The sequence below is a fragment of the Methylotenera versatilis 301 genome (assembly GCF_000093025.1).
GTDB lineage: Bacteria > Pseudomonadota > Gammaproteobacteria > Burkholderiales > Methylophilaceae > Methylotenera > Methylotenera versatilis.
Genome location: NC_014207.1, coordinates 2,050,751 through 2,063,545 on the forward strand (window position 1 = coordinate 2,050,751; position 12,795 = coordinate 2,063,545).

General features: G+C 39.1%; 12 protein-coding genes. 3 read left to right on the forward strand and 9 right to left on the reverse strand.

Going from position 1 to position 12,795, the window contains the following annotated elements; genetic code table 11:
- Positions 1-820: 820 nt before the first annotated feature.
- The 8 genes from M301_RS09250 to M301_RS09285 form a co-directional block, all read right to left on the reverse strand.
- Positions 821-1,585, reverse strand: coding sequence for a transporter (locus M301_RS09250; protein WP_238524630.1), 765 nt, complete (start codon positions 1,583-1,585; stop codon positions 821-823).
- A 75-nt stretch (positions 1,586-1,660) separates the two neighbouring features.
- On the reverse strand, positions 1,661-2,422 hold the full coding sequence (locus tag M301_RS09255) for a COG4705 family protein (RefSeq protein ID WP_013148510.1): 762 nt from the start codon (positions 2,420-2,422) through the stop codon (positions 1,661-1,663).
- Between the two features lie 230 nt (positions 2,423-2,652).
- Positions 2,653-3,948 carry an ATP-binding protein gene (locus M301_RS09260; protein ID WP_013148511.1) on the reverse strand — a complete coding sequence of 432 codons (1,296 nt, stop codon included), beginning with the start codon at positions 3,946-3,948 and terminating at the stop codon, positions 2,653-2,655.
- On the reverse strand, positions 3,945-4,619 hold the full coding sequence (locus M301_RS09265) for a response regulator (RefSeq protein WP_337998423.1): 675 nt from the start codon (positions 4,617-4,619) through the stop codon (positions 3,945-3,947). Before M301_RS09265 ends, M301_RS09260 begins: the two co-directional genes overlap by 4 nt.
- A gap of 34 nt (positions 4,620-4,653) precedes the next feature.
- Complete coding sequence (locus M301_RS14590; protein WP_041359418.1) at positions 4,654-4,932, reverse strand: COG4705 family protein; 279 nt, start codon at positions 4,930-4,932, stop codon at positions 4,654-4,656.
- 180 nt (positions 4,933-5,112) lie between these two features.
- Entirely contained in the window at positions 5,113-5,298 is a 186-nt protein-coding gene (locus M301_RS09275) for a hypothetical protein (RefSeq protein ID WP_013148513.1), read from the reverse strand.
- An 88-nt stretch (positions 5,299-5,386) separates the two neighbouring features.
- Positions 5,387-6,436 carry a YncE family protein gene (locus M301_RS09280; protein WP_013148514.1) on the reverse strand — a complete coding sequence of 350 codons (1,050 nt, stop codon included), beginning with the start codon at positions 6,434-6,436 and terminating at the stop codon, positions 5,387-5,389.
- A gap of 138 nt (positions 6,437-6,574) precedes the next feature.
- The gene (locus M301_RS09285; RefSeq protein WP_013148515.1) at positions 6,575-7,987 is read right to left on the reverse strand and encodes a hypothetical protein; all 1,413 of its coding nucleotides are present in this window, start codon (positions 7,985-7,987) and stop codon (positions 6,575-6,577) included.
- A gap of 442 nt (positions 7,988-8,429) precedes the next feature.
- Between M301_RS09285 and M301_RS09290 the strand changes: the two genes are divergently transcribed.
- Both M301_RS09290 and M301_RS09295 read left to right on the forward strand, forming a co-directional pair.
- Positions 8,430-8,768, forward strand: coding sequence for a hypothetical protein (locus tag M301_RS09290; RefSeq protein WP_013148516.1), 339 nt, complete (start codon positions 8,430-8,432; stop codon positions 8,766-8,768).
- Positions 8,769-8,823: 55 nt separating this feature from the next.
- Positions 8,824-9,288 (forward strand): DUF3761 domain-containing protein, encoded by a 465-nt coding sequence (locus M301_RS09295; RefSeq protein WP_013148517.1) that lies wholly within the window; start codon positions 8,824-8,826, stop codon positions 9,286-9,288.
- A 278-nt stretch (positions 9,289-9,566) separates the two neighbouring features.
- Here the strand turns inward: M301_RS09295 and M301_RS09300 are convergent, their stop codons facing one another.
- A complete protein-coding gene (locus tag M301_RS09300) occupies positions 9,567-10,841 on the reverse strand; it encodes an NRAMP family divalent metal transporter (RefSeq protein WP_013148518.1) in 1,275 nt (424 codons plus the stop codon).
- A gap of 535 nt (positions 10,842-11,376) precedes the next feature.
- On the opposite strand from M301_RS09300, the gene M301_RS09305 reads away from it, so the two are divergent.
- A complete protein-coding gene (locus M301_RS09305; RefSeq protein ID WP_013148519.1) occupies positions 11,377-12,777 on the forward strand; it encodes a phospholipase D-like domain-containing protein in 1,401 nt (466 codons plus the stop codon).
- The last annotated feature ends 18 nt before the right edge of the window (positions 12,778-12,795 follow it).

The following is a 12,795-nucleotide window of genomic DNA, read 5'->3' on the forward strand; positions in this document are numbered from 1 at the left end:
ATGTCCTGTCTTCACTGACAGCTACCTGCCAGTTGTGATTAGTATCGCTGAAAACAGGATGGAGTGACTATATTGGGTCGGCAGTGACGATTCTCAGTGACTGCTATGATACGCTGTAATTTTACTGTGGAAAGCTTGTGGCTTTACGTTACACACTTTAATAACAAGGAAATTATGATATTGATCAGAGCCATCCCCTCCAAGAATTCAAGTATTTTTAATCATAATAATCCCTTAGAAACAGGCATATAATTAACTTATAGTATCATCATGTTTATGCAGACTTAGCAGCAAGACTTTCAACTGCTAAAGGTATTAAAAAAGACGCCACATGTGATGCGTCGTATGAAGCAGGATTTGCGGTTGGAGAAATCAAAAATAAAGACTCAAAACTTAAGAGCGATTCAGATAAAAAAATTCATAATGAGGCAATTGATTTCAAAAAGAAAATTGAAGACGCTATGCTGCATTCTGCAGGGCTAATTTAACTCAATATCGATTTCGGGCACTTTAATAATATATGAGTGTGGGCTTGGAGCGGGGTAAGAGAGTTTTTGAATGATTGCTTTGGAGAGATGCAGTTTTTTAGTCTGGTTAAAGTCAGCCGTTACAGACCAGGATTTTGGCAATTTATAAATTGATGTTGAATCTATATCAGCTGAATGTCGTTTTTAGCCCTGTGACTGTAATGTGTAACATTAAGTATTGGTTAGAAATAAGGACTTATTTTTGTATTGCACAAACTATTAAACGCAAGATTGCAGACGATTACACATCTCTGGAAGAGTGTGTAAAATCTATTTAATGCATAAGGGAAATATTAATAAAGCACTTGAAGTGCCAAATAAGTAGATAGCTCATTCGTGGAAGATACATTTTTAAGCCCTTTACCCGCAGCAAATAAAACATTGTAGTCATGAGTTAAACTGTAGCTACCACCAAGATTAAAACCCGTTGAAGCTACTCCGTCTATTGAATTGGGCGACTCGTGAAATATCTCACCTCCCAACTTAAAATCTTGCGTAACTTCATAAAGTGTAGTCATTCCGAAAAATACTGAGTTTTTGTTACCACTTCCTGGATTGATTCGATAACCCATACCTCCATACATGGTCCACTTATCGATGTTACCCTGAAGCCATAGTGGCAGGAAGCTTTGAACTTTACCTCGATTAGGCCCAAGCTTTGCATCTCCAGTCGGAAGTTGGAGCATGGGATAGGTTCCAACCATAAATGAAAAGTTGTCATGTTGAATGTTCAGAAATCTATATTTCATGCCTACTTCGGTATCATCAATCCCAAAGTGACTGTCTGTCATTGAGCGTTCATAGGAGTAACGTGGCTGAATATGAAGTTGCAGATTAGGCGAAGCTCCGTAATTGATGTCAATACTTGGAGTTGCAGCAGAGCTCTCTCCCTGTCGCCATGATTTAGATACTGCGTAATTTATTTCCCAGTGTTGGTACTCTAATGTTTCAGGATCATCAGTGATAAAAGGAGGACCAGCCCAAGCTGAGTTAAAAGATACAAAATTGGCTATAGTTGATAGAACAAAGAGCTTTAAGATTCGCATAGATAGTTTCAATTTTTCTGAGTGCCCAGCGCGATTTCGATGACCACACTTCTTGAACAAGCTCTGCTGAAGAAATTTGGTTTTTAATTAATGCCCAGAGCCTTTTGCCGCTCGTTGATGAAACAGGAGAATGCATCCTATAATGATTACTAATATTGCCGCTGATGCAGAATAGCGACTGAGCGCAAGTCCGCCTTTACTTAATGGCTTATCAAGAAAATCACCTACCACTGCGCCAAGCGGTCTTGTTAGTATAAATGCAGCCCAAAAAAGCGAGGTTCTTGATATGTTTGTCCATAAATAAGCGGCAAGAACAACTAACAGTAAGCCTCCAAAAACAATAGCTCCACCAGTGTATCCTAGACCAGCTGTATCAGCCGTCCAGTCCCCCAGCGCGGTCCCTAAGGTTTGTGAAAACATGATGGTGATCCAATAAAAGTATTCAGCCCTTGGTTCACTCACGGTATTGACTGAAACTGAACCTAGGGTTTTATACCAGATGGCTAATGACAACATAAGAAGCGTAAAGAGCAAGGTAGTTCCGCCAGTATAGCCAATGCCAAGTGATCTATCTGCGAAGTCAGCAAGCGTCGTTCCAACGGTTGTTGTCGCGATAATAGTTGTCCAGTAAAGGAATGGATGAAAGTGTTTTGCTTTAATTTGTGCAGCCACTGCTACAAGAAAAATGACAGCAAAAATGAAAGTTCCTACAAGGTAGCCTAGGTTCATTGACATGGATACTGCATCACCACCGGTTTCACCCAGCGTTGTGGCAAAAATCTTGATGATCCAGAAGATCAAAGTAACTTCTGGGACTTTACTTAATGCCTGTTTGGTAGTGTTGTTCATTTGTGTTTCATTCTATTTTAACTAATAACTGTAGGTTCTAAAAAGCTTGGCTTGTATTGCTAATAACTCACCAGTGTAGGCTTACACACTAAAAGCAACTACCATTAACAAAACTCCTTAATTTATGCGACGTAGCAAACTACATAACGCCTTCTAGGGTGATGATAAGTTTTCAATACTTAACCTATCCTTAAGAAGTGAGTTATTTTCTTATTATCGGCAGTCCTATGTTAAAAGGGGAACTTGACTGTAACAACTAGGCCAGATGTATTTAAATTATCTGAGAGTATCAACTTAGCATAATGAGCTTCTGCAATATTGCGAACAATAGCTAGCCCTAATCCGCTACCAGTTACTTCTGTACCCTCGCGTCGATAGAAGCGATCTAACACGCGTTCACGTTCTTGTTCTGGAATGCCGCTGCCATTATCAATGACACGCAATACCACATGTGGCGCTTCGCGTTTAACACTGATACATACTTGACCAAAGTTAGGTGTATAGCAAAGAGCGTTGTCGACTAGATTATTAATTAATATACGTAAGTTGCCTTGCTGACCAGACACAATAATATTAGGGTCTATATCCAACTGTAAGTCAGTATGAGCTGCTTTCGCTAAGGGAGTGAAATCATTAGTCACTTCCCTAGCTAAGTATGATAAGTCTACAGGTCCAAACTGCTGAGATTGCATCTTAGATTCACTTCTAGCCAAGGTAAGCAGTTGTTTAACTAAGTGAATACTTCGGTCTAAGCGTTCATTGAGCTTTACAAATCCCACTTCTCTGATCACGTCAGAGGTAGCTCGTTCAGTCAATTGTAATTGCAATTTAAGTGCGGTTAGCGGAGTACGCAACTCATGCGCAGCATCAGCAATAAATGCATGTTGTGCCTTCATAGCCTGATTTAGTCGTATCAGTAATTGATTCAATGCAACTACAATGGGGCGTACCTCTTGGGGCAAGGCTGTTTCGTCCAAAGTTTGCATTGCATCTGCGTGTCGAGCTGCAATGGCATTAGTAACAGATTCCAGTGGGTTTAGACTCCGTCTGACTACCCACCAAATCAAAATTGCAAAAAATGGAATGAGTACGAAAAATGGGATTAAAATGCGTTCAGCTAAGTTCGCTGCTAATTCGTCTCGTACTATCATTGGTTGCGCGACTTGGATAAACTTGCCTTGCAATTGAGCGTTATATATCCGCCAAGGTCTTTGCCGGAAATTCACAGTTTGAAAACCTGACGAAAGGTAGCGAGGCAGGGCACGTGACGGATAGGATGTAAACAAAGGTTTACCTAGTGCATCCCATATTTGTATGACATTATCTTCATCAGGATCGTCATCAGCCACTACTGGAGACGCTTGACTTTGCCCATCTAATGAGAGTGCGACTTGCTTAATTTGATAGTCAAACAGCTCATTGGCTTCGTCTAATGCTAACAAATATGCACTTATTCCAGCAAGGCATGTAGCCGCTAGCATTCCAAAGGTGAGCCAAAGAAGCAGACTTTGTCTTATAGATTTCATGACACTGAGGACTCTAAAGAAACTTTATAACCCATACCTCGTATGTTTTGGATAAAGTTGGTGCCAAGCTTTTTACGTAGACGATGTATCAGGACTTCTAGTGTGTTACTTGCAACCTCATGATCCCAGCTATACAGCTTTTCCTCCAGCTCGGCCAAAGATCGCACTCGCCCAGGTGGGGTGAGTAAGGACAGCAATAACGCAAATTCACGCCCAGACAAACTCAACAACTGTCCATCAAGATGTACCTCATGAATAGCGGGATTAAGTGTCACTTTCCCATAGGTAATAACTGGTTGAGCACGTCCTGTATGGCGTCGCAACAATGCACGCACACGGGCAAAAAGCTCGTCTAAATCAAACGGTTTGACTAGGTAGTCATCCGCTCCTGCGTCCAGCCCACCTACTTTATCTGCCATTGAATCACGTGCAGTGATAATCAGCACGGGAAGCATGCCGCCACGCTGCCTATATTCACTTAATACTTGCAAACCTTGTTTTTTAGGTAATCCCAAATCTAGTAGTATCAAGTCATACACACCGTTTGCTAACGCTAACTCTGCACTACGGCCATCTCGCGCCCAATCAACGGCATAGTTTTCACCATTGAGTGCCTCATTAATGCTTTCACCTATCATGACATCATCTTCAACTAATAGTAATCGCATCATTTATCCATTTTATATATTAGACCTGAATTAAATTTTAATTGCCTTCTGAGACTACGCTTGCGTACTTAGCAAACTGGTTAGACATGCAATAAAAAATTAAAGTTGTAATAAGAAAAACAGCGCTTGTACCTACGGTTCCTAAGCCCAAGCCAGCAGCGGCAAGTGTCTGAGAAAGTAAATATCCAACTGCCGTACTCAATGCAAACGTTAATAACATCGCTGCCCAATAAAACAATTCACGCTTAGCACTATAAATGCAGTGTAAAGATTGCGCTTTCTCCCTACCATACCATAGCGCAAAAACGGCAGTCAAAGTGATGCTAAAAAAACGGTAATGTTAATTAAACTTACATGCAGGTTATCTAATAGCTTTGTTTTCAGCGACACTAATGCGATTTTAGTGGTATCTACTAAAAGTATTTAATAGATATTTTTATCTAACGAGTTAGTAGCTAACAATTCATTACTTAGTTTTCATGCGCTGAGTTGTTAACTATTTCAGATGAGTTTTATTTTCAAGTTGCTTAAGCGCTAAGTAATTAGCGCGTCTTCCAGCTATATAGTGGAATGGAAAAAGTAACACTAATCCACCACCAACAATCCAGTGTACCCAAAGTGCTGCATCACGCGTTACATCTGCGTAGTATAAAAACAGGCCTGAAATAAGCAGTAAGCTCATTACTGTAATGATCAAGCTACCAGATAACTATCTGATAATTTTGCTGTAATAATAGACCTTGGGTGTTAAGTACTTTTGAATAAAGTTACTATGGTTTTAATGAGACCACTAGAACTACAAAACTATTTTCAATCATTGCTGGTCTTGGCTTAGGCTGTTCTTTTGTTGCTGGTGGGGTTTCACCAAATGACGCTGTCACGAGATATGCACGATGGGTATCTGAATCATAGGCCATCGTCCTTGCTCCCTTTTGAGTAGTTACATCTTGTAACACTGAAAAGTGCTCCGGATCATCTTCTTTTACTAAAGTTAAAGTGCCTTCTCCATTCGAACTCAATGCAACACCTAGGCCTGAGTCAAATGCTGCGGAATCGGGTCCAGAACCAATAGCGACCTCTGAAACAACTCTTCCTGTATCTGAGTCGAGGACTATCATTTTCTTATTGGCGCAGACGGAGAATAATCGATGATGTAGTTGATCTATTGACAATCCAGTAGGCTCCACTCCACTGCCGAGCGGGAAGCCTTTCAGAATTTTATTTGCACTACTGTCGATGACAACAACTTCATTTTTATTTTCGATATTTACAAAAATATGACCCGCTTTATCACTTACTGCAAGCTCTGGTTTACCTGGCAAACTGATAGTGTTAATTTCTTGACGCGTTACTGCATCAATCACTGTGATATTTGCTGAACGTCCATTAAAAGTGAATATGTGCTTTGTGACGGGTTCATAAAGGATAACATCTGGATTAAGGCCGGAAATTTTAATGTTTTCAATTACATTAAGCTTAGTTAGGTCAAACACGCTGACAGAGTTACTTTTACCATTACTAGTAAACCCAATATTTAAATCATCCGCAATGGCGATTCCATGAACACCCTGAGTATCCGGAATATCTCCAACAACCTTTCCTGAATCAGAATCAATCACTTGGATATGGCTTGATCGACTTACAAATAGCTGATGGTGCTTTCCATCAATGGTAAGCAAATCCCATCCACCCTCTCCACCAACTTTGTATTGATGAACTACAGAAAATTTAACATTCTCTCTAAGTTGAGCGCTTTGAGCTAAGTGACTAGTAAATAAGCAAGTACTAATAAAAGTCCAAGCGAGTGTTTTAATAAGCATGTTCATTATCCTAAGAAGTGGCTAAATACTAACTGCAACGAATCCGCTATGCATTAAATCTTCTAAAATCTACTTCTGCTTTAGACCATTTTCATGGATTAACCCCGAGAGTTAACTAAATATTAACAAATGAATAAGTTAATAAGAAAAAACAGCATATAAATAGGTCAGATTGTTGTCTTTGGCAGCACGTAAGTTTCCAGAACTATTGTCATAGAAGGATGAACCTCCCAGAAAATTATCGTAGAAAGTTTGTTGCAGAGAAAAGTGCATATATGACATAGGCTCATAATATAGCTCAAAACCATACCCACTTGTTTTTGGACTGCCATTAGCAGAGCAGAAAGCTAGTTCTGAGTTAGTTTGATTGCAGGCGCCTGAGCTCACATTTTGGCTATACGTCCAGTAATTATTATCGGTACTGCCGTTAGTATAGAAGCTGAAAACCTGAGCTCCTAGTTGGTGCTTATAATTATATCCAAGCTCGGCCTTTAAGGTATGCAGTTCACTGTGAGTGCTATCATGATTCATACGAATGACAGATTTTCCCGCCCAGTCGATTTTTTCATTGATATATGTCATATGTGCAGACCATGAGTGAAGGTCAGTAATGTGTTGATATTGTGCATCTAAACCGATGTCGGTATATTCTCCGCCAGATGATCCTGGAGTTTCTGGGTCATGCTTCAGATCCGTAATCATTCCAAATGTGCCTACCATCCAGGAATCTTCTCCAATAACATGGTTATAAGCTAGACGCCAGTAGGGGTTGGGGCCAGTTGAAACAGTATTCAGATTGTCAGCCAATGAAATGACTTTGAGAGGAGTAGAAAATCTAGTATAGCCGGCTAACTCTGCATAAATACTGTCATCCAGCATCGCGTATAGACTGACCCCAGCCACCTGTGAGTTAAGACCACCATCGATCAAAGCTGTGGGCCCGAACTGACCGACTTCCCAAGCACTTAGTAAATTTGATGAACGGAAGGAATACGAATTCACGGGAGATATTTTCCATAAATCCTGTGTCCCTGGGGCATTATTTAATGTGCCACCTAGCAACAGATTGTGCCCACCTCTAGAAAAGTTATTGGCATATCGTATTTCTGAAGCATCTAGATAAGTATCGCCTCCAACCTTTGTGCCGGTTTGTATACCTTGAGAATTTAGTAATGGAGTCGTATTGGAAAGATTGAGGGTGAGTTTTAAATAACCTCCAAGTCTTCCGTAAAATTTACCAGCCACATAAATACTAGCTTCCTCAGGTATTAGGGAACTATTCTTAGGCATAGTAATGCTTGGGTCGATACTACTGGAAGTACTGTTGATTTTGGTATCGGAAACGACACCTGTGATTGATAAAGGGATTACATAATTCCCCTCCGAATAACCTGTTAACTTGAATTGACGTCCCTGTGGAGTTAATTCCCCATAGCTCAAATGACAACTGGCACAACTTTGTCCAGTCTGACGAGAAAAAGATGGAAGTGCGTAAAGATTTTGAATATCAAAAAACAGCAAAACTGCAATGAGTACTTTACGTGAGTTCATTTAGGCTTATGGATTAATTTCTTAAAATAGGAGAGTCTGAGGTTTAATTATAATCTACTTGTAATTAAAGATAGATTACAGTTTTTATTTGTAATGAGTTGTTTTTTCGCCTATAAACCGCGATCGTTTAGCCAAGCGGTTATGGACTTGGCTTAAAAAAGTAGACATATCGAAGTACCTTTTGAATGTCGGTTAAGGGTCGCTATCCCCACTTTTAGATGGCTGCTTTCGTTTAGCCCAGTTTTTCGTCAAGCAACTTCAATAGTCCAATTTGGCTTCAAGGCAAAATACGCTCTCTAAAATAAATTATTAAGAATAAGTTCTGTCAGCCTGATGTAAGGCAGCCCCTATAAGATGATTTTCACGGTGACAGATAAGTTAAAAAAACATCTTAACCAAAGACGTTTTATTAAGAGGGCAAGTTTAATTTTTGGAGATTGATATGAACCGCACTAAATATACTTTTGTAATTGCTTTGTCTGCCTTGCTACTTGGGAGCTTAACAACAAATGTAATGGCTGAAGATGGTAAATGGGAAAAGCATCATCCGCGTAGAGATCAAGTAAACGATCGTTTAGAAAATCAAAATAAACGCATCAATCATGAAGTCAAAGAAGGTGAGCTGACTAAGAAACAAGCAGGTGAGCTTCATAAAGATGATCGTCAAATTAGACAAGAGGAACATGATATGGCCTCACAAAACAAAGGTCATATCACTAAAGAAGAACAAAAAACATTAAATCAGCAAGAGAACCAAGTAAGTAAAGAAATCGGCAAATAGTTTAACAGGTCTGAAATTATAATTATCAATATCTTAAATATATAAGGAATTTTTTATGAAAATCCAATCACTTATTCTAGCTAGTTTGCTTTCTCTAGCTGGCACTGCAACATTGATGAATACAGCATTTGCAGATACTTCTGCAGCTACTAGCGTAACGGCCACCTGTAATGACGGTACATCATTTACAGGAACAACTAAGCAAGGTGCTTGCTCTGGACATAAAGGCGTGAAAGCTTGGGCTGACGCTAAAGCCTCAGCCGCCAGACCAGTTGTTGCCGATAAAGCGGCTCCTGAAAAAGCAACTAAAGACACTACAGCAGCCAAACCTGCTGCAGCGTCAACGATGGCAGAAGCCCCAGGCGGCGGACCAGGTAAAGTTTGGGTTAATAGCAAGTCAAAGAAATACCATTGCCTAGGCACTGAGCATTACGGTAAAACTAAAGATGGCTCATACATGACTGAGGCAGAAGCTAAAGCAAAGGGCAATCATGCAGTGAATGGCAAAGCTTGTGGTTAATTAAGTCAATATCAATTGATGTAGATGACACCTTGGGATTTATTCTAAGGTGTTTTTGAATGACTAACCTTATTTTCCACATCATTCATTTACTTATACATAATGTTTTTCTGTAAATATTTCAAAGCTAATTTTGCTACAAATTAAGAAGGCAGTTGCGTTTATTCATAATTCAATTCCAAATTGAACTGGAAATCAATAAAGTTCTGCGCTTGCTAGAACTTTCTTACTTGTCATGAAATATATTTTCGCAAGTAATTGAATTAAGAGTTATCTAACTAAGATAGTCCTGCTGTGAATATCATGGCAGTCACAGCCAAGGTCATCATTAAGGTCGCCAACCATCCTAAAGCCTTAAGTTTTTTAGTAATGGTGAATTGCCCCATGATTTCAGGCCTAACAGCCATCAGCATCATTAAGGCCATAATGGGAACAGAAATGACACCGTTAAGTACAGCGCTCCAGTAAAGTGCTTTAATTGGATCTATAGGAGTGAAGCACAATGCCACACCAATTAAAGTAGAAATAGCTATGATGCTATAAAACCTTTTTGCACGCTTAGGCTCTAGCTCTAAACTACCCTTCCATTTAAAGGTTTCCGCCATCGCATAAGCGGCAGATCCAGCCAAAACAGGCACTGCAAGTAAACCTGTACCAATGATGCCTGCACTGAAAAGCCAGAATGTAAATTCACCTGCAATCGGACGCAGAGCCTCTGCAGCCTGTGCCGAGGATTGAATATCTGTAATTCCGTGTGCGTTAAGAGTCACTGCGGTGGTTAATATAATAAAGAACGCAACCATATTAGAAAAACCCATGCCGATATAAGTATCAACTTTAATTCGATTGAAGTTAGCACTTGCTTGGTCTGGAGCAACTATCAGCGGTTTTGCTTTAGGATTTATTCTTTGATCTTCAACTTCTTGAGAAGCTTGCCAGAAAAACAAATATGGACTAATCGTAGTACCAAAAATAGCAACTACCGTAGTCATATATTCTGACTTCCACGACATATGCGGTAATAACGTGACCTTAAAAACTTGCATCCATGGGGTATGTACAGCAAATACGGTTGCGACATAGGCAAGCAAAGCCAATGTGAGCCATTTCAGCACTCGAACGTAACGTGTATAGGGAATGAATATTTGGAGAATTAATGATAACAAGCCGAAACTTAGGGCATAAAAATGCGCATGACCACCAATCAATAGCCTTAATGACTCCCCCATTGCTGCGATGTCAGCAGCAATATTGATTGTATTGGCAATTAAAAGTAACCCGACAATGAAGTATAAGAGACCGACTGGATAGTGTTTGCGGATATTCGCAGCAAGTCCATTACCACTGACTCGACCAATCCTAGCACTAACAATCTGGATGCCAACCATTAACGGATAAGTGAACAAAACTGTCCATAACATATTGAAACCAAACTGCGCACCAGCTTGTGAATAGGTGGCGATACCACTTGGGTCATCATCAGCTGCACCAGTAATAAGCCCTGGTCCTAGCTTCTTTAGTAATGCTTCAGATTTTGATTCGTTGTTTGACATGCTTTTCATTCTGAATATGAAATGCTAATTAAGCAAGCGCTTATCACCTGCATTTTTTATCAATGTTGTTGCCGATTTCTTTTGCATGCGTTCATGGTAGTTTATGGTCGGTTTGATTAATTAATTTTCAGTTAATAATTTTAAGGGGACGTCTCAAATGCGTCGAATGTGAAGGTTAGTGCAGTCTGCTTTCCGCCTTCCCAAAAGCGGACTTTTGACTTGAGAGTTACGGGCCCATAGCGGAAGTTCAGAAATTGAGTTGCCCTGATATGCCGCTTATAGTTGATGTTCTAAAGTAGTACGTTATTGCTAGATATTCATATTCATTGTTTGGAATTCCTCAAACATAAAGCATTGGTAATCACATAAACTGAACTTAAACTCATCGCCAAGGCTGTAATCATGAGTGAGGTCCAGTAAATGATTTATAATATTTTGGTTAAAACCTCAGCAAATTAGGTTAGTTTATTTGAATAGATATTAAAACTAATTTTTATAAGTAATCTCAAGTGCAGTTGATACCAGAGAAATAAAAATGAATAAAAACACTATAAGCATCTGTACATTAATTGTATTCCTCGCCACTGGATGTCAATCAGTTCCGGAATCAAAAGAAGTTATTAGTCAAGCTAGTAACAAAGTGAATCAACTAGATATTAAAGGTAGCAATAACATGCTATCTCAAAAACAAGTTGATCGAGTAATCGATAATTTAACCAATACAAAAGAAGAGGAAGAGTTACTCGAAAAGCAACTGAAAATTGCACAAGGAATCACGGATCAACCGCTCATTGCCGGAAATGACACTGAAATACTTTTTGATGGGGAGCAAACTTTCAAAGTCATGAAGGAAACTATTGAATCAGCTAAAAACCATGTCAATTTAGAATATTTCATTTTTGAAAATGTTGATCTTGGCAATCAGGTCACGCTAGAGAGTTTACTTATTAAGAAACGTGCTGACGGCGTAGATGTCAATATAATTTATGATGCTATAGGAAGCTCAAGTACGCCTTCTAGCTTTTTTGAGACACTTAATAAAGCTGGTGTTAAATTAACTGAATTTCATCCAATTGATGTTGAAAATATAGGTAACCTCAATCATAGAGATCATAGAAAAATATTAGTTGTAGATGGAAAAGTAGCCATCATTGGTGGAATTAACTTAAGTCAAACTTATCAAAGTAAACAAGGTTTCAGTTCATCTCGTAAAAACCATGATGTGGAAAATGCTACTGATGCTGAGACTAGTAAACACTGGCGAGACACAGATTTATTAATTAAAGGTCCTGCTGTAGCTGAGCTGCAAAAACTATTTCTAAAGCATTGGGACCAATCTATTGATATTAACCAATCTGGTTTTTATCCAAAATTAGAAACTCAAGGTAAAGAATTCGTGCGTGTTATTGGTAGTTCGCCTCAAGATAATAAGCCTTATTTTTACAGTACCTTAATTTCAGCTATAGATAACGCATCTAAAAAAGTAATTCTGAATTCAGCCTATTTTGTCCCTACCGAAGATCAAAAAGAATCTTTGACTGATGCCGCTAAAAGAGGTATAAAAATTGATTTAATGTTACCTGGCCTATCAGATTCTTCCTTATCGTTAAACGTACAGCGCTCATATTATGAAGATTTGCTTGAAAATGGTGTTGATATATTTGAAATAGAATCACAAATTCTTCACGCCAAAACCATTTCTATTGATGGAGTTTGGTCCGTAGTTGGGAGCTCTAATTTTGATTTTAGAAGCGCTAGTTTAAATGATGAGGTTGATGTGATTGTGCTAGGACATAAGACAGCTAAACAACTCAATGAGAAGTTTAGGCAGGATGAAGCTGAGGCGAAGAAAATAGAGTTAAATGTTTGGAAGAAACGTCCGCTGTTTGATAAAGTTAAACAGTATTTATCACGAGTTTTTAGAAAATTGCTTTAATTTCACAGTTGAATTCAA

Excerpts from the sequence above, each read along its gene's own strand:
- M301_RS09255 (WP_013148510.1), bottom strand. The coding sequence starts at position 2,422 with ATGAACAACACTACCAAACAGGCATTAAGTAAAGTCCCAGAAGTTACT.
- M301_RS09260 (WP_013148511.1), bottom strand. The coding sequence starts at position 3,948 with ATGAAATCTATAAGACAAAGTCTGCTTCTTTGGCTCACCTTTGGAATG.
- M301_RS09265 (WP_337998423.1), bottom strand. The coding sequence starts at position 4,619 with ATGATGCGATTACTATTAGTTGAAGATGATGTCATGATAGGTGAAAGC.
- M301_RS09275 (WP_013148513.1), bottom strand. The coding sequence starts at position 5,298 with ATGAGCTTACTGCTTATTTCAGGCCTGTTTTTATACTACGCAGATGTA.
- M301_RS09280 (WP_013148514.1), bottom strand. The coding sequence starts at position 6,436 with ATGCTTATTAAAACACTCGCTTGGACTTTTATTAGTACTTGCTTATTT.
- M301_RS09285 (WP_013148515.1), bottom strand. The coding sequence starts at position 7,987 with ATGAACTCACGTAAAGTACTCATTGCAGTTTTGCTGTTTTTTGATATT.
- M301_RS09290 (WP_013148516.1), top strand. The coding sequence starts at position 8,430 with ATGAACCGCACTAAATATACTTTTGTAATTGCTTTGTCTGCCTTGCTA.
- M301_RS09295 (WP_013148517.1), top strand. The coding sequence starts at position 8,824 with ATGAAAATCCAATCACTTATTCTAGCTAGTTTGCTTTCTCTAGCTGGC.
- M301_RS09300 (WP_013148518.1), bottom strand. The coding sequence starts at position 10,841 with ATGTCAAACAACGAATCAAAATCTGAAGCATTACTAAAGAAGCTAGGA.
- M301_RS09305 (WP_013148519.1), top strand. The coding sequence starts at position 11,377 with ATGAATAAAAACACTATAAGCATCTGTACATTAATTGTATTCCTCGCC.